The sequence below is a fragment of the Bacteroides sp. AM23-12 genome (assembly GCF_003434395.1).
Lineage (GTDB): Bacteria > Bacteroidota > Bacteroidia > Bacteroidales > Bacteroidaceae > Bacteroides > Bacteroides thetaiotaomicron.
In genome coordinates this window covers 76,859-98,845 of sequence record NZ_QTLF01000012.1, presented here as the reverse complement: position 1 = coordinate 98,845, position 21,987 = coordinate 76,859, and the positions used below count along the sequence as shown (strand labels likewise).

15 protein-coding genes and 1 pseudogene are annotated in these 21,987 nt (G+C 42.3%); 2 read left to right on the top strand and 14 right to left on the bottom strand.

From position 1 onward, the window contains the following. Positions 1-30 precede the first annotated feature (30 nt). The 3 genes from DW640_RS12380 to DW640_RS12370 all read right to left on the bottom strand — a co-directional run bounded on the left by DW640_RS12380 (position 31) and on the right by DW640_RS12370 (position 6,123). Positions 31-1,626, bottom strand: a complete 1,596-nt coding sequence (locus DW640_RS12380) for a RagB/SusD family nutrient uptake outer membrane protein (protein WP_048692447.1) — start codon at positions 1,624-1,626, stop codon at positions 31-33. Between the two features lie 24 nt (positions 1,627-1,650). Further along, the gene (locus DW640_RS12375) at positions 1,651-4,950 is read right to left on the bottom strand and encodes a TonB-dependent receptor (protein ID WP_117578274.1); all 3,300 of its coding nucleotides are present in this window, start codon (positions 4,948-4,950) and stop codon (positions 1,651-1,653) included. Positions 4,951-5,199: 249 nt separating this feature from the next. After that, complete coding sequence (locus tag DW640_RS12370; protein WP_008766780.1) at positions 5,200-6,123, bottom strand: FecR family protein; 924 nt, start codon at positions 6,121-6,123, stop codon at positions 5,200-5,202. Positions 6,124-6,345: 222 nt separating this feature from the next. Here DW640_RS12370 and DW640_RS12365 point away from each other — a divergent pair, with 222 nt between their 5' ends. Next, entirely contained in the window at positions 6,346-6,915 is a 570-nt protein-coding gene (locus DW640_RS12365; protein WP_011109391.1) for an RNA polymerase sigma-70 factor, read from the top strand. Here DW640_RS12365 and DW640_RS12360 read toward each other — a convergent pair. The 9 genes from DW640_RS12360 to DW640_RS12320 form a co-directional block, all read right to left on the bottom strand. Next, positions 6,889-7,992, bottom strand: a complete 1,104-nt coding sequence (locus DW640_RS12360) for an AMP-binding protein (RefSeq protein WP_054958918.1) — start codon at positions 7,990-7,992, stop codon at positions 6,889-6,891. The genes DW640_RS12365 and DW640_RS12360 overlap by 27 nt on opposite strands. Then, positions 7,992-9,017, bottom strand: a complete 1,026-nt coding sequence (locus tag DW640_RS12355) for an o-succinylbenzoate synthase (protein ID WP_022471050.1) — start codon at positions 9,015-9,017, stop codon at positions 7,992-7,994. Before DW640_RS12355 ends, DW640_RS12360 begins: the two co-directional genes overlap by 1 nt. A 3-nt stretch (positions 9,018-9,020) precedes the next feature. Then, positions 9,021-9,845, bottom strand: coding sequence for a 1,4-dihydroxy-2-naphthoyl-CoA synthase (gene menB / locus DW640_RS12350; RefSeq protein ID WP_008760413.1), 825 nt, complete (start codon positions 9,843-9,845; stop codon positions 9,021-9,023). A 3-nt stretch (positions 9,846-9,848) separates the two neighbouring features. Beyond that, positions 9,849-11,516 (bottom strand): 2-succinyl-5-enolpyruvyl-6-hydroxy-3-cyclohexene-1-carboxylic-acid synthase, encoded by a 1,668-nt coding sequence (gene menD, locus DW640_RS12345; RefSeq protein ID WP_117578272.1) that lies wholly within the window; start codon positions 11,514-11,516, stop codon positions 9,849-9,851. 19 nt (positions 11,517-11,535) lie between these two features. Next, complete coding sequence (locus DW640_RS12340; protein ID WP_022471048.1) at positions 11,536-12,648, bottom strand: isochorismate synthase; 1,113 nt, start codon at positions 12,646-12,648, stop codon at positions 11,536-11,538. Next, on the bottom strand, positions 12,645-13,877 hold the full coding sequence (locus tag DW640_RS12335) for a Cof-type HAD-IIB family hydrolase (protein ID WP_008760410.1): 1,233 nt from the start codon (positions 13,875-13,877) through the stop codon (positions 12,645-12,647). The genes DW640_RS12340 and DW640_RS12335 overlap by 4 nt, the downstream gene beginning before the upstream one ends. An 84-nt stretch (positions 13,878-13,961) precedes the next feature. After that, on the bottom strand, positions 13,962-14,324 hold the full coding sequence (locus DW640_RS12330) for a DUF488 domain-containing protein (RefSeq protein WP_061474234.1): 363 nt from the start codon (positions 14,322-14,324) through the stop codon (positions 13,962-13,964). Positions 14,325-14,394: 70 nt separating this feature from the next. Then, on the bottom strand, positions 14,395-16,164 hold the full coding sequence (locus DW640_RS12325; RefSeq protein WP_117578270.1) for an AraC family transcriptional regulator: 1,770 nt from the start codon (positions 16,162-16,164) through the stop codon (positions 14,395-14,397). 378 nt (positions 16,165-16,542) lie between these two features. Then, a complete protein-coding gene (locus DW640_RS12320; protein ID WP_008766786.1) occupies positions 16,543-17,310 on the bottom strand; it encodes an N-acetyltransferase in 768 nt (255 codons plus the stop codon). A gap of 145 nt (positions 17,311-17,455) precedes the next feature. Between DW640_RS12320 and DW640_RS23975 the strand changes: the two are divergent. Beyond that, a pseudogene (locus tag DW640_RS23975) lies at positions 17,456-17,561 on the top strand (MmcQ/YjbR family DNA-binding protein); the annotation flags it as partial. An 85-nt stretch (positions 17,562-17,646) separates the two neighbouring features. Here the strand turns inward: DW640_RS23975 and DW640_RS12310 are convergent. Continuing rightward, positions 17,647-18,897, bottom strand: a complete 1,251-nt coding sequence (locus DW640_RS12310) for a TolC family protein (RefSeq protein WP_117578268.1) — start codon at positions 18,895-18,897, stop codon at positions 17,647-17,649. Beyond that, positions 18,875-21,982, bottom strand: coding sequence for an efflux RND transporter permease subunit (locus DW640_RS12305; protein WP_008766788.1), 3,108 nt, complete (start codon positions 21,980-21,982; stop codon positions 18,875-18,877). Before DW640_RS12305 ends, DW640_RS12310 begins: the two co-directional genes overlap by 23 nt. Between the last annotated feature and the right edge of the window lie 5 nt (positions 21,983-21,987).

Sequence of the window (21,987 nt, the reverse complement as noted above, 5' to 3'; positions counted from 1 at the left end):
TTTTAGAATTAAACAATGTCCATTCTCCTGTTATCGGGATTTTTTGTCCCACCAGAGTTTAGCTCCACCCGTATCCTTACCACCCAAAGCCGATATACCACTGGCAACGCCGCTAGCATTGTTGATCTTCTCGTCGCGTGTATAAGGCAGACGGCGGACTTGTAACTGGGTATCAATCGTACCATTACTACTGTTTCTTACTACAGGAATAACTTCCGGATAGCCTGTACGACGATATTCACTCCAGCCTTCGGGACCGTCGGGATAATTGGCAATCCACTTCTGTGTAATGATGCGTTCCAACTGAGCTTCAAATCCGGCATTATCATCCCATGCAGGAGTAACCCTGCTGCTGAAAGTATAATTATCACTACCCACATTGTCTGCAAAAGCACCCGGAGTCGAAGTATGATCAGCCAAATAATCGTCTACACCGGCGGCATTATTCTCCTCAAACGACATGCGTACACCTTGCTCATAGAATGATTTGGCCGTTCCACCCATATCCCAGCCACGTAATGCACCTTCGGCACGCAGGAAGAACGATTCGGCAGCCGTCATCCATACTACCGGAGTAGAAGCACGGTTAATATTCAGATTAGAGATTTTATTGCCTTGATAATTGCTCATATTGCTTGTTGTGATACCAATACGTACGCCATGATATTCACCGTCATCGGCTGCTGTAAAATAAGAGCTGATTCGCGAATCATTCAGTCCGTTCAAATAGGCTACGATGGTAGCACCCGGACGACAGTCACCCGAATTGAAGTTATAGGCAATCTCGTGCAACGGATGATGATATTCCAATGAATTATGCGAAAGTTCGGCACGTTCCGCTTTACTTTCGATAAAGCCGAACATGTTTTCCATCGACTTCTTTGCCTGTGCTTCTGCCAGTGTGGGATTCGCATATGAAACACGTATAGCAAGACGCAAACGCAGTGTGTTGGCGAACTTCACCCACTTCTCTACGTCCCCCCCATATACACAGTCATAGTCACTCATCAGCTTAGCATCCACATTTCCGTTCACATAATTGCTCAATACTTCGATAGCATTATCCAGTTCTTCAAAAAACTTATTATAAACCAAATCCAATGCGTCATATAAGCTGGAAGAGCCATAGTTTACATATGGAATAGGACCAAATGTATCAGCAATACGGTGCATGCCTTCTACCTTTACGATGGTAGCCAATGCGTCAACTTCCGGCAGTTCCTGTTCAGTGGCTATTTTGTGAATACTTTGCCATGGTGCCATAATTCCGGTATAGGCATAATCAAAAGTGGCATTCACCCATTGTTCCTGAAAGTTATACTGCCCGTTATGATTGGTAGATCCTAAGGTAGCGGCAATATAGCCCGAATAAAGGTCATGCGATAAGTTCTGAGCAATCTGATAGTCAGAGTCGAGCTTGTCGCCATCATTTATGATTACAACCCGACGCAGCATTTGCGAAAAGAAAGCACCCGTCTTCAAGTTGTCTACTTCCATCATTTCCTCGGTGACTTCATTCGGATTTACGTTATCCTCATAGTCGATACACGAAATGTTATTTAATAGCATCAAAGATATCCCGAGAATGGAAAGTTTGTTCCATGATAGTATTTTATTTAATATCATATCTTCTACAATTTATAAGTTTGATTAGAAATTAACTTTCACAGAGAATCCCAAATTACGCAGACTTGGCGACATAAACATGTCGATACCTTGAAAGTAAGTGCCTGTACTTGCTGTCAGTTCCGGATCGAACGGAGCTTTTCTATAAAGGAAAAAGAGATTCTTACCGATGAAAGATACGTTCAACCCCTTAATCCAGTCCACATACTTGTTGATAGGAATATCATAGCCTAACGATAACTCAGCCAAACGGACATTAGTCGCACTGTAGGTGTACATAGAACCAATACCACCCTGAGCACCTGCACCTCCAATTTTCGTATAGTAATCTTCCGCACCGATTGGACGACCGTTAACAATGGCTCCGCCATTATCACGGGCAATAGCTGTAGCCTTTGAAGAGCCGTATGCGTCCATCGTCGCCTGTGTCTGTGATACAACTACACCACCGACACGTGCCGTGAACAGGAATCCCAATGAAAGCCCTTTGTAACTGAATGTGTTTCCCCAACCGAGGTTATACTTAGGAGCACTATTACCAGCCTTTACAAATTCATCAGGCTGAGTAACTACAACCTGGTCCGAAGGATGGACATAGATAGCTCCATGTTCGTCCGTGCGAAGCGTATTCACATAAATATCGCCGATAGATCCGCCTTCTGTCAGTATCATTTTATACATACTTGTCCCGCCCATATCAATTCTATCCAAAGAAGTAAGTTCGTGCGTATAAGGATCTTCATAGTTGCGCAGCAATTCCACCACTTTATTTCGGTTCAATGAATAGGTCAGATACGAACTCCAGCCAAAATTTCCCCATTTGTCCTCAAAACGCAAAGACAATTCGATACCTTTATTATCTACACGACCGCCATTGACTACTTCCGATTTATAGCCGGTAGTAGAAGAAAGGGTACGTTCAAAGAACTGATTGTAGGTACGTGACTGATAGATAGATCCATCCAATCTCAAACGGTTCTTGAAGAAGACAAAGTTAAATCCGGCTTCCCATGATTTGGTACGTTCCGGCTTCAGATTGGGGTTAGGACGTCGGGACTGAGTAACAGGAACGCCATCAACCAACGCATAAGTCGGAATAGCCAGAAATACATCCGGTGAATTACCTACTTCCGAATAAGAAATACGTACTTTCATGTATGGCATAATATCCGTACTGCAACGGAATATATCTGTGATAATCCCCGAAAGACCGATAGACGGATAGAAGAAAGAACCGGTATTCGTCCCTTTGAAGGTAGATGACCAGTCGTTACGAGCCGTCACATCCAGATAAGCCATAGACTTGTAACCGATCTGAGCACTACCGAATATGGCGCGTTTTTTCAAATGATAGCCATATTGGTTGGCCAGATTCTTCTCTGAAGTATCCACGTTGCCAAAAGTAAAGAGGTTGGCTACCGACTTCAGTTTGCCTCCGAAATAATCAGACTGATAATCATTGTTTTCAAAGTTCCCACCCACATTAGCTGTTACATTTAGGGTATTATCGACAAAGTACTTATTAATATTCAGCAATAATTCACCGTATATCTGTTGATTCTCGATATTACTCTTGGAGTAATAACCGTATTTAGAAGCAAACAAAGTATTTGTTCCGGCATCATACATGCGCTCACGGCGTTCGTTGTTGCGGTCCATTTTGGCACGGGCTGTTACATTAATCCAGTCAGCAAATTCATATTTTGCCGATGCAGTTGCCATATAACGGTTCTTATGATTAGGTATTTTAATATGCTCGGTAATCCAGTATGGATTCTGTAAAGCCAGACTTGTGCTGTAAGGCCAGTACTGAGTCAGTAAATTTCGTTCCGAATCATACCGCTGATATGCCTGTACTTTGGAGAAATCATCTCCCGCAGGAAATAGATAAAGAGGTACTAACGAGTTATAATAAAGTCCCTGAGAGGTCATATTTTGTTCTTTTACAGAGCTAAGCATAAAACTCAGGTCAAGAGTCAGCTTATCTTTCAGCATCTTGGCAACATTACGGACAGTGACATTGTAACGTTCGTAGTCATTATTATGGATAATACCTTTGGCATTGGTAGTACCTAAAGATAAGTAAGTCTGATTCTTGTCAGTACCTGTAGAAAGACTGGCAGCATTTGTTACATTCACACCTGTCTGAAAGAAGTCTTTAGGATCATAGCTGCTCGGCGTATTCAATTTACTGCCCCAGCTGTAGTAACTACCCACTTCTGTCTGCCCATAAGTATTTTGAAATTCGGGCAAGACAAGAGGAGCGGAGAAAGTCGTATTATTGGATATGCTGACTGAAGTACGTCCTTCCCTACCTTTTTTAGTAGTAATCATCACAACACCATTGGCAGCGGCACTACCGTAAAGAGCTGCAGCTGACGGTCCACTCAAAACAGAGATACTCTCTATATCCTCGGGATTCAGACCGGAAATAGGATCACCGGACTGACCGGCACCTTCGTATGAGTCCGTAGGCTGTGTAGAAGCGGCACTCATATCACTCATCGGGATACCATCAACCACATAAAGAGCATTGTTATTACCATTCAATGATTTGGTTCCACGCATCACTACACGTGAAGAGCCACCGACACCAGCTGAAGATGAGTTAATTGTAACACCCGCAACTTTACCGTTCAGATTATTGACGAAGTTGGCATCTGCAATGCGTGTAATCTCGGCATTGCTTACTTGCTGTACATTGTATGACAAAGATTTAGCTTCCTTCTTGATACCCAATGCAGTAACAACGACTTCATTCAGTACTTCTGTATCTTCTGTCAGCACAATATTCAGAACTTGGGCATTCTGTACCTTTACTGTTTTCGTGGCATATCCCACATAAGAAATTTCCAGAATATCTCCTTTCCTGGTCTGTAGCGTAAAGTTTCCGTTTATATCGGTGATAGTACCGACCGTAGAATCTTTCACTTTCACATTCACACCGATCAAGGGATCTCCGCCAGCATCTTTCACAACTCCTTTTATTTGGATTTGTCCTTCCTGCTGAACAAGTTGCATTTTATTAGTCGATAAAATAATCTGCTTGTCAACTACGGTATACGTAATATCGGTCCCCTTAAAAATATCATCTAGAATATCCAGAATCTTACCTGATTTATTTCTCACAGAAACAATACGATTCTTCTGAATCGTTTTGTCATTGTAAAGGAAAACATAATCGGAAGCTTCTTCTATTTTATTCAGTACCTGTTCTACAGATACATTGTTCATAGAAATGGCAACATGCGTCCGTTGAGCATAGCCATTCTCTGCAGATAGTTGTAAAACGACTGCAAAAAGTAGTGCCAGACTAATCCTCATAACTAAAGGTAGTTTTAGATTTAAAGCATATTTAGGATATAATGCAATAAATGAATGATTTTTTTTCATACATTTGCGGTTAACTAAAGTTTATTACTATAATGAACTGTGGTTTGATTCCGGTTAGCGTTTGCAAGACTCCTTACCGCGAATCTGAAAAATTGGGGGAAGACAGCTGTTGGTAGCAGCTTTCTTCCTTTTTTTACGATCTTTGTGTTATCTCATAGGCTATTCTCATTTTTATGGTTACTAATATAAATCTACTATTATCTTTTTCTTTGTGAATGTATCATCTGCCTGTTGTACCGCCTCCTCAGTTCTCCACTTCAAGGCAGCAGACTTAGCCAGATAATCCAATATCTGTGGCAGTGTTTCATTACGGAAGGTCGCACGATATTTATATTCTTTTCCCGATATATTATTAAACTGAATATCTACATTAAAATGCCGTGCCAGCCGTTTGAATATTTCACCCAACTCGGCATTGCGGAATATCAACTTACCGTCTTTCCATGCCACCTTTTCATAAACATCCACTTTTCCCTTCAACAATTTCTGATCTACCTTATTATAAAGCAATCGTTCTCCTGGAGCTAACTGAACTGTTGTTTTTCCGTCCGGTGAAATAACGTTTACTTTACCCTTTTCTAATACCGTTTCTATACTATTATCATCTTCGTAAGCATTCACATTAAATTTGGTTCCGTACACATAGACACTTAACCCGGCAGGAGTATTGACGTAAAAAGGCCGTTTCCTGTCCGCTTCTACTTCAAAATAGGCTTCACCTTTTAATTCAACATTACGATTATCTTTCTTAAAAACGGTAGGATAACGTAAAGTACTACCGGAGTTTAACCAGACAACCGAATGGTCAGGAAGTTCGTAACGAATGACTGAACCTGTAGCCGCCATGACTTCTGCATACTTCTCTTCAGTATCCGTTGCTCCCCAATATAAATATCCCAAAATCAAAGAAGAAAGTAATAAAGGTATAGTCAAGAATGCAGCATAACGCATCAACTGATTATACATACTCCTTCTTCTGTTTGTCTTTATTTGGGTCTGTGCTTGTTGATAGGCACCCATTACATCAATAGACTCCATTTCCTTAATATCCTCTCCTAATGCCTGCGCTTTTCGGAGCAATGATTCCGGATTCATATTTTCCATATTCTCTTTCAAAATCTTATCTTTTAATTGCAATTACACTAATAGTACAACTGAGGTAATCGAAAAGGGACAGGTATAACATACTTTTTTTTTTTATTTTTTAAGCTATCTTATTTTCCACAGCTTCATACCAAAAACAAAAAAAGAAAGAAAATTTTAGGAAATGCTGATTTTCTTATTATATATTTGCAGTAAAATGAAAAACTACAGAATCTCAAAATAATGAAAATATCTTTTTCCAGACAGACTAAAGAAAGAGCTTTCAAACAACTTTACGAGGATTATTATGCCCCTTTCTGCCTGTATGCAAAAAGATTTGTAGATGATAAAGAAGTCCGCGAGGACATTGTTTCGGATGTATTCACCTCCCTATGGGACAAGTTGGATACCGACTCTTTCGATTTGCAATCAGAGACAGCATTGGGATATATAAAAATGTGTGTAAAAAACAGCTGTTTGAACTTTCTGAAACATCAGGAGTATGAATGGAGTTATGCCGAAAATATCCAAAAGAAAGCTCCTCTATATGAAACAGAAACAGATAGTGTATATACACTTGATGAGTTATACCGAATGCTATACGAAACATTAAATAAGCTTCCGGAAAACTATCGCACCGTATTTATGAAGAGTTTCTTTGAAGGCAAAACACATGCGGAAATTGCCGAAGAAATGAATCTCAGCGTAAAATCCATTAATCGGTATAAACAAAAAACAATGGAACTCCTGCGGAACGAGTTGAAAGATTACCTCCCGCTATTTTTATTATTCCTGTCTCCCGAGCAACTGTAAGCTCTCTGCTAAAACACGGCACTCTTTACGATTAATCTTCCCATTTCCCGTTTGAGGAATATGATTTACCTGATAAATATATTTAGGACGATAATAAGGTGCTAAGACTGATTCCAATTTAGTCTCTAGCGCACTTATTTCCATCTGCCCTTCTATCAATAAAGTAACAGCCTGCCCCAAACGTTGATCCGGAACGGAAGTGATTACAAACGGGACAGGAATAAACGACTGAAGTAACTTTTCGATCTCTTCTGCCTGCACTTTAATTCCTCCGCTATTGATTACATTATCCTTTCTTCCCAGAATCGTAAAACTACCGTCCGGATAAATGCGGGCAATATCATTTGTCTGCAGAGTATCATCGCAGACAAGCGGAGCATTAATCATCAAAGTATTTTCTGAAGACAAAAACAACTCTACGGATGAAAAAGGATAATAACGATCGGATGCTGCTGCGCCATTCAGACGGCGAAGAGCGATGTGAGAAAGGGTTTCCGTCATCCCGTAAGTTGAATAAACAGCATTGGACAGATTTCTGATTTTTTCCTCTAAAGCCTTGTCAACTGCTCCGCCTCCTATAATTAAAATCTCCGTTTGCTTTAATTTCTCTTTCTCTTCGGGTATCTGAAATGTATTATACACCTGCAAAGGCACCATAGCCGCAAACCTTAAAGGAGTGTCCACATCTGCCAATGGATGACCGGAAGCCCGACGTACTATAAGATTCAACCCGGCAATCAAAGAACGGACGACTACCATCATCGCCCCGATATAGCGAAGGTTCATACACAATAATGCCGTTTCACCCTGCTTTAAATCCAGAAACTCACAAGTCAGGCGTGCACTCTGTATCATCTGATCTTTGCGAACAAGCAATTCTTTAGGTGCCCCCGTAGAACCGGAAGTATGTACAGTGATCACAGGATCATCATTAAACCATTCGTTTAGAAAAAGATACAAGTCCCATATAGCAGAAGGGTGGTTTCCCTCACCTTCTGCTACAAGGCTATGTATATCGCCCGGAGTATATTCCTTTCCCTCCAGCAACAAACGCTGTTTTTGTCGGTCGAATATCATCATTTACAAAACCACAAACAATCTTTTCTGATTTCAAGAGGCATCTCTACATTATCTGTAAAGAGTAACCCGGTGCCTAACCCTTGCGGCAATGGATTCTGAAAAGTAGCACACCATTGAGCGATAGCATTCAGACCGATATTAGACTCCAGAGCAGAAGTTATCCACCAACCGATATTCAGTTTCTCCGCTTCTGCAATCCACTCCTCGCCACCGGCTAATCCGCCATGAAGAGAAGGTTTGATAATAATATATTGCGGACGGATAGCCGAAAGTAATCTTTGCTTTTCTTCCCAGGTATTATAGCCTATCAGTTCCTCATCCAAAGCTATCGGCAAAGGAGATTCGGAAGTAAGACGTGCCATTTCTTCCCATTGTCCGGCACGAATGGGCTGTTCTATCGAATGTAAGTCCAGTTCGGACAAGCGTTTCAATTTCTCCATCGCATCTGTTGGCGAGAATGCTCCGTTGGCATCTACACGCAATTCTATTTCTTTAAAAGAATAGTGAGAGCGGATATGTTGGAGTAAAGCCAGTTCTTCTTCAAAGTTGATGGCACCGATCTTCAACTTTATACAGCGGAATCCCGCCTCCATCTTCTTCTCTATCTGAGCAAGCATTCTATTGAAGTCACCCATCCAGATAAGCCCGTTTATCGGAATACCTGCTTCCCCACGTGAGAAGGGTGTATCCCACAAAGCCCAGCTTCCTTCAAAAAAGTGACGAATGGCTGTCTCCAAGCCAAAAAGGATGGAAGGGTACTTGCATAGAGCTTCCATGTCCAGCTTACCTCCCTGATTCTCTACCTGCCGGCAGATTTTAGCCAGCACTTCCTCGTAATCGGGAAGATCATCACAGCTAAGATTTGGCAGAGGAGCGCACTCCCCGATCCCTACCCAATTGGGAAATTCGGGAGCAGTAAAATGAAGATACCAGACTTTTCGCGTTGTGTATGTGCCTCGTGAAGTTCCGGCCGGCTGCTTGAAATGAAGCACCCGCGGAATAATGTCTATTTTGCAATCCATTGTTTAAGGGAACTTCGGATATTTCTTAAAGTTAGGTTTACGTTTCTCCAGAAATGCATTCTTTCCTTCCTGAGCCTCATCCGTCAGATAGTAAAGCAAGGTCGCATCCCCTGCCAGCTCCTGAATACCTGCCTGGCCGTCCAGTTCGGCATTCAATCCGGCTTTAATCATCCGCAAGGCCAACGGACTGAGCAGCATCATTTCTTCCGCCCATTGCACATACTCATCCTCCAGTTGCTCCAATGGAACTACTTTATTCACCAATCCCATATCCAACGCTTCCTGCGCATTGTATTTCCGGCAAAGGAACCATATCTCACGTGCCTTCTTCTGACCGACGACACGAGCCAGATAAGAGGCTCCGAAACCTGCATCAAAGCTACCTACGCGAGGACCGGTCTGTCCGAAGATCGCATTCTCCGAAGCAATCGATAAATCGCAAACTACATGAAGCACGTGTCCGCCACCAATGGCAAATCCATTTACGGCAGCAATTACCGGTTTCGGAATGCTGCGGATTTGTTTCTGTACATCCAGAACACTCAGACGGGGAACACCGTCCTTGCCGATATAGCCGCCACGCCCTTTCACATTCTGGTCACCGCCCGAACAGAAAGCCTTGTCACCAGCTCCCGTAATCACGATCACATCAATATCCGCTTCTTCCCGGCAAATGCGCAATGCGTCACTCATTTCAGCCGTTGTAGTCGGAGTAAATGCATTTCGATAGCGTTCACGGTTAATGGTGATGCGGGCAATCCCATTATAGTAATCAAAGAGGATATCTTCGTATTCTCTGATGGTTGTCCATTCTCTTTGTGTTGACATAATCTATTTTTGTTTTAGTTGATGATAATAATCTTTCAGTATACGTGCATCTTTATTTTTATTGCTGAATACTTCCATCAGAACCGGTTGTTCCATGGCTTCCGGTTGTGTGAAGGTTTTCATCGCTTCGGCAAGCTGTTCTTCATTCTCTACCCGTTGATAAAGGAATCCGCGTTCTTCCGCCCATCCTTTGGCAGATGTCTTGTGAACGGCTGTAATATACTTGTGCGATGTACCCGACATATCCAGTCCGGGTAATGTATGGAAAATCTCCCCTCCTCCGTTATTCAGCAAAAGAATGCGTAGATTAGGACGGACATTGATATTCCACAAAGCATTCATATCATAAAAGAAACTAAGGTCACCTATAGCTATAAAATTTAGTTTATCCGAACCGGCAGCATATCCCACTGCCGTGGACAACGAGCCTTCGATGCCGCTTGTACCCCGATTACAGCATACCTCAATCGTAGAAGGAACCTGGTATAACTGAGCATAGCGGATAACAGAACTATTTGCCAGATGCAATGCACATGATTCCGGCAATGCTTTTATCAAAGCACCGATAGCCGACATTTCCGAATATCCGAACTCCGGTTCGGGAATGGTCTTGCAATAATTCTCCCATACACGGGGATACTCCGGCACGCGGTTATCCAGCAATGGAGCTATTTTCTCCAGAAACTCAAACGGGTCCATTTCGATGACGGTAGTCAGAGAACCGTAAAGGTCAACCACTTCTCCATCAGCAGACACATGCCAGTGTTCTTTAGGCGGATGCTGCCGAAGATATTTTTTCAACCGCTTGGAAACCACATGTCCGCCATAAGTAATCAGTAGTTCGGGAGTCATCTGGCCGGTTTTCTCTTCGGGCATCGCATAAAGCGCCGCATCAAAATTCTTCACCGGAATACCGGGTACTGTCTGATTACCGATATGCTCGGTCAGCCACACGAAATGTTTATATAACAATTTGGTATGCCGTTTCTCAAACAAGTAAATCAAGTTCATCTGTCCGACAATAACCATCCGCTTCTGATATCTGTTCAAGCGTTCGATCAGGTCATTGTAATCCCGGTCGTATACATTCAGACCCTGATAGCGCGTGATAACACGTACTTCGGGAAGCGACTCCGCCGTAAACTGGAACAAAGGTTCGGATATAGGAATATTAATATGTACCGGACCTTTTCCATGATGGTTGGTTTCCAGCAATGCTTCATTCACCAAGCGGTTACAGTACCATTCATCCTCTTCTGTCTGAATCTCCGGAAGGTTTACCGATTTCTTGACCAATGTCTGAAAAACACCGGGCTGCGGCAATGTCTGTCCCGCCATCTGTCCAATCCAGGCAGCAGGCCGATCGGCAGAGATCACAACTAAAGGTATATTCTGATAATACGCTTCTGCCACAGCAGGATGAAGATTGAGCAACGCTGTACCGGAAGTACAGCAAACGGCAGCAGGATGCCCGCCATTCAGCGCAAGACCAATCGCAAAATAACCGGCACTCCGCTCATCCGTCATAGCATAACAAGTAAAACCCGGATGAGTAGACAGCGTATGCACAAGAGGTGCATTACGGCTACCGGGACATAACACTACTTTCGTAATTCCATGCGCCTCAAGCAACGCGACCAACTGGAGTATATTTTTCTTGTCCGAATACATATTAATAGTGATTAGCTTGTTAATGATTCATCATTATTGGAGCAGACACAAGAATACGCCTCATTGTCTGCAATTTCTTTTCCGTTTCCTGCCATTCATCATTCAACTCTGAAGAGGCTAACAATCCGCCACCGGCATACAGTGTCAGTTGCTCGTCTTCAATGTGCATGCAACGCAGATTCACATACAAATCTGTGCGTCCCTCCGGATCGAGCCAACCGATAAAACCGGAATAATACTTACGATCGTACCCTTCATTTTCCAAAATGAACCGGTAGGCTTCTTCTTTAGGCAGTCCGCACACGGCAGGAGTCGGATGCAGGACTTTCAGAAGGTCTCCCAGATTTTTATTATCTTTCAAAGAGAAATGAAAATCAGTTTTCAGATGTGACAGGGCGCCGGCATATGCCGGATAAGGCCCGCTCTCTGTAGAGCGAATGCCCAGCGAAAGAAGCTGCCGACGGATATAGGACGCCACATAATCCTGCTCCTGACGGTTTTTGTCATCCCATACTTGCGGAAGTTTACCATTCTGCAAAGGTTGAGTTCCTGCCAAGGCAACTGTATTCCATTCATTTTTTTCGCCCGACAATATAATTTCGGGGGTACTTCCCAGCCACACACCCGTCTGAGGAGTATAACACAGATAGATATAAGAATGAATATAACGTTGACAAGCTGCACGAAAAACAGCTGAAGGGGAAAACTCCGGATTCTTTCTAATAGTGAGACTACGGGAAAGCACCAGTTTATCAAAGGTAGCATCACGCAAGGCTTCAATAAATGTATGAAAACAGGTCGCATACTTCCCTGTACAAAGGGTATGAAAAGATTCCTCCGGATAACTTTGCAAGACCTGCTCTTCGTCTGCCACGATTTCCATAGGCAACGGCCGTCCAGTCCTGTCGGACTGTATCAACACAATCGGGCATGACTTATCTACACGGAACGGAGCAATCACAAATCCTCTTTGTCCATTCAGTTCTTTCAAATCGTAAATCAGGCGGACAGCTCCGACATCTTCAGTCAACAGACGAGGATACTTCTCCCCGGGAACACGATAAACAGCAAAGGGCTGTTTCCGCAGAATGAGTGCATCAATAGTTGTCAAGTTACTTTTTTCGTCAATCATCTTTTTTTCATCACACTGTTGACCACCCGTATAGAGGACACCAGTTTATTGGTTGAAGTAAAAACGTCCACATTCCATACATGGGAGGAACGTCCTTTGTGTACAATCGTCGCTACTGCACGTACTGTATCACCTTCGTGCGCAGAAGATATATGATTTCCGCTGACCTGCATTCCTACCACAATTTCATCCGGCTGACAGAGAATCATCGAGCCGAGTCCGGCAACTGTTTCTCCCAATGCAAGCGTAGCTCCACCGTGCAAAATACCGAACGGCTGACGGGTACGGTGATCTACCGGCATCGTCGCCTCTACACGGTCTTCGTCGGCATATGTATATTGGATACCCAGATTACCCATCAATGCGTGACGCGCCTGTGCATTCAACTGGTCCAAAGGAATCTCTGCAGCGCGAACTTCCGCTATTATCGCCTTTTCGACAGCCAGAGCCACTCCGTCTTCCTCATTGGAAGCTGTCACATAATCCGCACAGACCTTTACCGAATCCTGCGAATGCCCCATCGCCACTCCCAGTCCTGCCAGCTGAATCATCGTTACATCGCACACACCGTCTCCTATAGCGATGACTTCTTCACGCTTCACATCCAGTTCTTCCAATAAAGCTCCCAATGTGTTGGCTTTATCAATCGCACACGGCACTACTTCCAGAAAATAAGGTTCGGAACGGAAAACATCCAAAGCTCCGTTCAACCGTCTCTTCCAGTGTCCTTCCAGACTAACCAACGCTTCCTCGTCATCGCTGACAAGCATACACTTACACGGAGCAAAGTCAATTGCTACAGAAAATTCCTCTTCCTTGATCACTTTCAAATTATTCAAGCGAGCTTCATTCTGGATATGTTCATTCTCCGGAGTGTCAGTAATGATCGTATCATCATGGTAAGTGAACAGTGCGAAATTATTTTTTCTTGCCTTCTTTTCCAGATAAGGCAACATTTCCGGATTAATCCTCCGCTCAAACAGTATTTCTCCGTTTTGAGCATTAATTATCTGGCAACCATTATAAGAAAGGATATAACCTCCATAATTTCCGAGTTCTAGGGATTTGGCTAAAGGCATCAGACCGTAAGTCGGTCGGCCGGATGCCAACACGATACGTACTCCCATCTGCTGAACTTTCAGCAAAGCAGCCAATGTACGTTTACTAATTTCTTTTGCATCATTGAGAAGCGTTCCGTCTACATCAAGAACTAATAATTTATACTTCATGGACACACGATTTTGATTTAGATTACAAAGGTAGGAAATTGAGTGAACGACTGAAAGCGGAAAGAGATAAAAATTACTTTAATTTCACTCTTTCAGATGCATTTCCAAATAATCACGAAGGATTCGGGCATGATTATAAACCGGTTCTTTGGATGCATAAAGCAAAGTGATCACCAGATGAGGTTTGATAAGAGTCAGAAAATCGGCAACAGCTTGAGAAGCTTCCAGTTCCTTCTGATACATTACGACAAAATCATTCCAGTGCCCCGGAATATCTTCATGAAACCATCTGCGCAGTGCTGCGGAAGGCGTTATATCTTTTGCCCAGTAATCATATTTCAACCATTCTTTTTTGATTCCACGTGGCCAGAGTTTATCTACCAGCACCCGATATCCGTCGGTCTCTGAAAAGTCTTCGTACACTCGCTTTATCCTAACTTGCACCATTTCCGTTTATATTTAGTTATCATAAGAATAAACCGATAAAACGGAAAATTGTTTATCGAAAAAGCCAAAATCAACCTAAGGATTCCTGCGCTTTTTTAAATTCGTAAGGAGTCATACCAGTCTTTTTCTTGAACATACTGTACAGAATAGGCGTACTATTAAATCCGGCTTCATCAGCTATCGCACGAATGGTATAATTGGGATGTTGCTTCAATAACTGAATCGCATAGTTAATACGAAGTTCATTAATATACCCGTTGAAATTAGTTCCGGTGTTTTCCTTGATCATCCGGGCGAAACGCGCATTATTCAAATGTACAATCTGAGCCAGATCCTCTCTCGACAACTCCGGAGACAGATATAACTGATCCTGGACAACAATACGATTCAGTTCTTTGAAAATTTTCTTATTCTCATCCTCTTCCTCCCTACTCTCCACTACTTCATCCGGAGATAAATCGTCTTTTTCGGAAAAGCCAGTTTCCGGTTCCAAGTCCAATGGAACAGCTATCGGATCTTCCGCATCTCCATCTATGAATAATTGTTTGTTCTCTACTTTTCCAGCCAGTTTCTCATTGATAAACTTTGCCAGCATTTTGTTTTTATATTTAACAATAATCGTATGACGCCAAATCCGCCATAGCACAAATAAAATGAGACAAGTGACACATCCCAAAAAAGCAAGTGATATGTTTCTGATTCTTAACTGTAAAGTCTGTTCGGCAATATATTCTTCCTGCTCGTCAGCTTTATGAATAGCATTTAATTCCAAAGCCGCATTCTGTTTATCCTTGCTGTTAATACCATCAATAATAGAAATAATAGACTCACGTAATGCTGCTACTTTTTCAAAATCCTTCAAGCCTTTATAAGCTTTCACCTCTTTCTGAAGGATACTAATATACTGCAAGTTGACAGTATCCTGCTCTTGCATCAATTTCTTAAAATCCTGACATTGATCAACGACTTTCTGATATTGTTTAGACACTAGCAGATAAGGTATCGCATAGGTTTTTCCATCCGGTGTCTGTGAATTCTCTGTTGACAAATATTGTTGATAATATTTTTCCGCCTGATCATACTTTCCTTCCAGATAGCAGATATACGACATTTTTGCATACAAGTAAGTATATTGCAGATCAAGAAAGCCTTTTGTTTTTTCCGGTAATTTAGCTATATCTTTAAGTAGCTTTTCGCGCTTCAACCCAACCTCCAATGCTTCTTTACTACGGGAATCATTGAGCAGATAATCCATTTTCATCCCATAAAAGTATGAAAGCATAGCCATTTCCAATTTGGAACTTGTACCTTGAAGCAATTTGATAGCTTTGTCAAAATAGTCATATGCCTCCTCTTTGAAAGACAATTGCCATTTATTTTCACCAATGCAAAACAACAGCTTACTTTCAGCCCCTTTATCCTTTTCTTTTTGTGCTAGCTTGATACCATCAAGAGCATACCTCATACTCTCTTTATAGTCACTCATAAGCACTGCTAATTCTGCCAGGTCGACAGTCATGGTCAACAAGTGCTTAGTATCTTTCTGAGAAACGGAATCCAGCAAATAAGACTTTTTGGCATACAAAAAAGCCAGTTTAGTCATATACATATTACGATAAACCCTGCTACGTAATTCATGTATAATACGCAGAGGGATAGTCTTCTTACTTTCAGCTCCATCCAACAAACTTAAAGCCCGTTCAGGTTCTGCCATATAAATTCGACTTATATACTCACTGGTATATAGCGAATCATTCTCTATAGTTTTGTCGGCGAAAAGGAGCTGGTTAAACACAAACAAAAACAAACAAAAACAAATAACCGAGCGAATACTTTTCATTATAATCCCAATGATTTTACTCCCCAAAAGTAAAACATAGTTTCATAAAATGCAAGAATTGAACATATTTGAATGAACTAAAATAAGAAAAGTTAGTGATTATAAAAGTCAGGAGCTATCAAGTTTTCCCCACCAACCACATACAATAAAATACTAAAAATCAAGCATATGTCACATACATAAAACAAAACATCTCAACATATAAATAAACTGCCGATTCTATTAATGAATCTGCATAAGATCAGAGCAGCACATGAAAAATCGAACCGACCAGTCTAAATAAACACCAGACAATTATTAACCCGCCACACTCATCAGAGCAAAACAGCACAAAAACAGAAAATCAAAAAAGAGAAACACATACTGTAATAAGAAAGATTATAATCCCAACGCTTTATCAAACCGTTGCTCCATACATGCACTCAAATCCGTCGTTACAAACTTTCCTTTATAGAAAAGAGAAAAGATAGTAGCAGGTGTAGGTGCATTTTGTGCTTGTGCCATCGTTTCCAATCTGACTATCTTCAATGGAATACCTTTGTTCTCAGTCACACTCACTAAAGAATTACGGACATGAAACTCTGCAAACGGACAACGATGTGTATAATAAACGACTACACCTTCTTTTTCCTCACATTCTCCACTTGATACTGTTCCATTGAATGACGGATCAGGAGCTGCCGGATTTATCTTCAAAGCCAAAAGACTGAAACCATAGGGTAGTTTTTCTATCGTCTCAAACCCCTGACGTAATAACCATTTCGCATCACCCATAAAATGAAATTTAGAGGTACCGACCACAGTCACCAAGCCATCCCTACCCTGTGCTTTGGCATCCTCGACAGCAGACTGCAATAGTGCTTTGCCATGCCCGCATCCTTTATATTTTCCTGAAACCCAAAAACAGTTTATCATTAAATAGTTAGGTGCATTAACCGGAACCCAAGCTTTTTCGGCAGGTCCATATTCTATAAATACTTTTGCACGTTCGTCAAGCCGTCTGAAAACATAGCCATTCTCAAACTCATTTTTCAGCCATGTCTTTTTCAACTCATAGCTATCCTTACATTTCTTATCGGAGAAAGCACAGCAAATATGTTCTTTTTCGATATTCTCTTTAGTCAGAGTGATATACTTCGCTTCCATAATATTCTGTTTATTAGTATATAAATTCCGGTTGTCCATTTTAACTACAGCAAAGATACACAATCGAAAGTAATAAAACATTGTCCAGTCTCGTCAAAATGACACAGTAGTACGGATTAAAGTTCGGAAAACAGATAAGTAAATAAACCTGAGTGACAAACTTATCAAAGAACTTATTGACCACTCTGTGGAAGAAGTGATCAAAAAAACTCCCTAAGAAAAAACAGGAGGAATATCGCACAATGATTTAACATAAAGCGTGAAACCGCTGACTGGTAACCATACAAATATCCGGCTTTGCTGCAATTCACAATAGTAAAGCCGGATATTTAACTGTCAAAAGCATATATCCCATATACCACAAGCTCTTTCCAATGCTACTAGTGAAGCGGCATATCCTTTCATTGTTTCCAGATACTCCTGTTGCACTTCATTATAAGTACGCTGGGCAACCAGTACATCAAGAATACTCGTTTCTCCCCGTTTGTATTTATATACCATTCCGTCGAGCACCTTCTGCGAGTCTTCAAGTACACCGGCTTTATATTGAGCTATCTTTTTCTTTTCAGCCTCATAGTTGAACCAGGCCTGGGTTATCTCTGCCTGTATCTGCAATTCCATATCTCTTTCCATTATCTCCGATTGGGCAATCCGAAACTTTGCAGCTTTTACAGCTCCTTTATTTATATTCGAGAATGTCAGAGGAACAGATACACCGGCAGTAGCAGAACGGGACGGAGGAAGAAAGCCGTTCCAGTTTCTTTCATAAGAAACAGATACTCCGATATCGGGTCTGCGTTCCGCTCTCGTCAGTTTATATTCCCGGGTAGTAACTTCAGTACTTTTTTGAGCAACAAGCAGGTCGATGCGATTATCCAGTCCCGCTTTGACCAAATCAGACAGAGCAAAGTCCCTGCTTAGCTCTTCCCAATTTCCCAAAGGGATATGAAGCGTATCAGCACTCATCCCCATGTGTTTATTCAACAAAACCAAAGCGGAATGATAAGCCGCCTCCTGACTGTAAACAGTATTAAGCAAGGTGACAGTTTCCAGTTTTGACTGCCGGACATCATTCTCCGTAATCTCTCCCGAAACATAACGTAAACTATCTGACTGACTCAGCTGATACATATACTCATAAGAACTTTTCTGTACTTCAAGTAATTCGCGCTGAAGAATTGCTTCTAGAAAAAGGTCGGCAGCCTCCGCCCTCAAATCCTGAAAGCCCTGTTGCAGGAACAGTTTCTCCAATTCTGCCTGAGTCCGCGCCAACTTAATACGTGCTCCCCTTTTATTTCCCATTTCTAATGAATAGGAAACTCCCAACGAGAAAGTCTCATTACCTGCTTCAAATTCCAACTCCGGATCCGGAAAGATTTTCCGGGCAATTACTTCCGCATCAGCAATACTCACATTGAGTTTTTCGGCTAAATAACTCAGGTTCTTTTTCCCTACCCGATTCAGATATTCTTCGAAAGAAATAGACTGCCCCTGCTTTATTTCAGGCATTTGCGCAAAAGTCGGAATGAGTACGGCTTCCACCATTAAAAGCAAGAGCACTATATTATATCGTATATTCTTTTTCATCGTTCTTCTTTTTATTTAAAACATTGTTCTCAACCAGATAATAGAAAGCCGGAAGCAGAAACATAGAGATAAGGGTTGAAAACATCAATCCATACACAATCACTGTTGCCAGCGGACGCTGTACGTCACTACCAATTCCGGTTGCCAACGAAGCCGGGAAAAGTCCGAGTATCGTAGTGACCGAAGTCATCAGAATAGGTCGGAAACGCTGGCGTGCCCCTTCTATGACCGATTTCCGGAGTTCCATTCCTCCCCTGCGCAGCCCATTGACCTGCGATACCATGATAATTCCATTTTGTATGGAAAGCCCGAACATCGCTATAAATCCTACGGCAGAAGATACATTCAGCGTCATACCACGCACATTAAGAGCAAGCATACCTCCGAAAAGTGCCAGAGGAACAATAGCCAATACCAGTCCTGCCTGCCGGAACTTCCCGAACGTGACATAAAGCAGTATAAACATCCCTGTCAGTGTCAGCGGTATAATGACAGCAAGACGTGTATAAGCCCGTTTTTGATTTTCGAAGGCCCCTCCCCATTTGATGGTATATTTATTCTTGTCATAATGTACTTTCTCATTGATCGTATTCTGGGCTTCATTCAGAAAAGATGTCAGGTCACGACCGCGCAAATTCAGCTTTACCGTCAAATGGCGTCTGTTCATTTCCCTGGTAATCGTACTTTCGCCGACACTCAATCTGACATCGGCAACCTGAGAAAGAGGTATCTTTGCACCGGTGGAAGAAGTCAACATAAGTCCGGCTATTTTCTCCGGAGTATTCCGCGCTTCCTCTTTATACTTACAGGTGATGCCATACTGGCGGTCACCCTGATAAAGTTGTGCGATAGCTTTACCTCCGACAGCCACTTCAATCAGATCCGCTACATCGGATACATTTAATCCGTAACGAGCTATGGCATCACGATTCATACTGATCTGTAACTGTGGCAAGGGTGGTTCCTGATCAATATCCAGATCAACAGCCCCTCGCACAGTTCCTAATGCCCTGGTTATTTCTTCGGCAATACGACGTGTTTCACGAAAATCTTCGCCATATACTTTCACCACCAGTTCACTATGGGCCCCGGCTATCTTATCCATCACCCCGTCTATCATAGGTTGGCTAAATCCTACTTTAAAACCGGGAAGTAACTTATATTCTTCTTCCAGTTCATGAATCAAATCCTTTTTAGTTTTTCCTTTCGGCCATTCATCATAAGGCTTAATACCGATGGACACTTCAAAATGTGAAGGGGTGAACGGATCAGTTCCGTCGTCATTCCTTCCCGCCTGTACCATAATATAAGTTACTTCGGAATACTTCATCGTACGGGCACGCAAAGTATCAGATAACTCCCGTGACTTTTCTACGGAAATTCCGGGTGGCAGATTAACCTGTAACCATATCGAACCTTCATCCAGCTCCGGAAGGAAGTCTTTTCCTACGACAACACTCAACACGATCCCCGCTGTCAGAATCAGTCCTGATGGAATGATGGCTTTTAAGGGAGCTTCCAGAAATCCTGTAATGGTACGAATGTATTTATCCTTTAGTCTGTCCAGCCATTTATTCTTATATATTTTATGTGGTTTACGATAGATTGCATAGGCAAGTCCCGGAATCAATAAGAGCGCAACCAACAGTGCTCCAATCATTGCATAGCTCATCGTAAATGCCATTGGAGTAAAAAGTTTGCGTTCAACACGTTCAAAGGCAAACAGCGGAAGGTATGCCGTAATAATGACAATGGTTGAGAAAAGAATAGGCCGACCCACTTCTTTGGCGCGTTGCGCCATGCTTTTTTCTTCGAGATATTGTTTGGGATTATCCTCACGTTTCTTAAGGATCGTTTCCAGCATAACGATAGCGCCGTCCACAATAATACCGAAATCAATAGCACCAAGCGACAGAAGGTTAGCCGGAATATCCGTCAGATGCATAAGAATAAAAGCGATAAGCAATGACACAGGAATCGTTATAGATACCAATAATGCACCACGCCAGTTGCCTAGAAACAGAATAAGCACAAGAACCACCAAAGCCATACCCATCAGCAAGGTATGGGATACGGTACTCAAAGTAGTATCCACCAAGTTGGTACGATCCAGAAAAGTATGTATCCTCACTCCTTCCGGCAATGTCTCATTATTTAACTCATCAACTGCCACATGAATATCTTCCAGTACTTTAGACGGATTCTCATGTTTCAGAAGGAGTACAATTCCTTCCAGACTCTCAGAGTAGTTGCGGGTACGGTCCGTATATCCCAGCACTCCCTTTCTTTCAAGATTTCCATACTTCAAAGAACCTATATCATTCAGAAAGACAGGAACTCCGGAAGTAGTACTCACTACAATATGTCCCAAATCGTCCAAATTTCCGATTAATCCAATTCCCCGTACCACATAACCCAAGTCACCACGATTCAACACGCTTCCCCCCACATTGGCATTGTTATTCTCAATGGCTTCAACAACCTGGCTGAGAGATAAATTATATTGTTCCAGTTTGGACGGATCTACTTCAACCTGGAACTGAGTAGTGATCCCACCGAAATTGGTTACATCAGCCACTCCCGACACTTCCTTGATACGGGGAATAATTACCCAGTTCTGAAGGTCGGTTAATTCGCGTAATGAGTGCTGGTCACTTTCTATGATATAACGGTACACTTCTCCTACGGGAGATGTCAGCGGATCAAGTCCCGGAACAGCTCCATAAGGCAGTTCTACTTCATTCAATCTTTCCTGTACGCGCTGGCGGCTCCAGTAGTCCTCTGTCCCGTCCTTAAAGACAATGGTAATCATTGACAGCCCGAATGTACTCTTACTCCGCATGACGTGCATACCGGGCAGCCCATTAATAGCGCGTTCCAAAGGAATGGTTATCTGCTGTTCCACTTCCTCCGCAGCCAGTCCGGGAACTTGAGTGACCACCTGGGAAGTGACATCTGCAATATCCGGATATGCTTCTATCGAAAGCTGTTTCCATGAGTAATATCCAAAGATACACATCATCACAAACAGGCAAAGCATTACCCATCTTTTTTGTATAATTGAAAGCATTAATTCCTTCTTCATAATTT

Coding starts and splice junctions, on each gene's coding strand:
- DW640_RS12325 (WP_117578270.1), bottom strand. CDS start 16,164: ATGAAAAGTATTCGCTCGGTTATTTGTTTTTGTTTGTTTTTGTTTGTG.
- DW640_RS12320 (WP_008766786.1), bottom strand. CDS start 17,310: ATGGAAGCGAAGTATATCACTCTGACTAAAGAGAATATCGAAAAAGAA.
- DW640_RS12370 (WP_008766780.1), bottom strand. CDS start 6,123: ATGGAAAATATGAATCCGGAATCATTGCTCCGAAAAGCGCAGGCATTA.
- DW640_RS12305 (WP_008766788.1), bottom strand. CDS start 21,982: ATGAAGAAGGAATTAATGCTTTCAATTATACAAAAAAGATGGGTAATG.
- DW640_RS12355 (WP_022471050.1), bottom strand. CDS start 9,017: ATGGATTGCAAAATAGACATTATTCCGCGGGTGCTTCATTTCAAGCAG.
- DW640_RS12335 (WP_008760410.1), bottom strand. CDS start 13,877: ATGAAGTATAAATTATTAGTTCTTGATGTAGACGGAACGCTTCTCAAT.
- DW640_RS12360 (WP_054958918.1), bottom strand. CDS start 7,992: ATGATATTCGACCGACAAAAACAGCGTTTGTTGCTGGAGGGAAAGGAA.
- DW640_RS12365 (WP_011109391.1), top strand. CDS start 6,346: ATGAAAATATCTTTTTCCAGACAGACTAAAGAAAGAGCTTTCAAACAA.
- menD (WP_117578272.1), bottom strand. CDS start 11,516: ATGTATTCGGACAAGAAAAATATACTCCAGTTGGTCGCGTTGCTTGAG.
- DW640_RS12375 (WP_117578274.1), bottom strand. CDS start 4,950: ATGAGGATTAGTCTGGCACTACTTTTTGCAGTCGTTTTACAACTATCT.
- DW640_RS12340 (WP_022471048.1), bottom strand. CDS start 12,648: ATGATTGACGAAAAAAGTAACTTGACAACTATTGATGCACTCATTCTG.
- DW640_RS12310 (WP_117578268.1), bottom strand. CDS start 18,897: ATGAAAAAGAATATACGATATAATATAGTGCTCTTGCTTTTAATGGTG.
- menB (WP_008760413.1), bottom strand. CDS start 9,845: ATGTCAACACAAAGAGAATGGACAACCATCAGAGAATACGAAGATATC.
- DW640_RS12380 (WP_048692447.1), bottom strand. CDS start 1,626: ATGATATTAAATAAAATACTATCATGGAACAAACTTTCCATTCTCGGG.
- DW640_RS12330 (WP_061474234.1), bottom strand. CDS start 14,324: ATGGTGCAAGTTAGGATAAAGCGAGTGTACGAAGACTTTTCAGAGACC.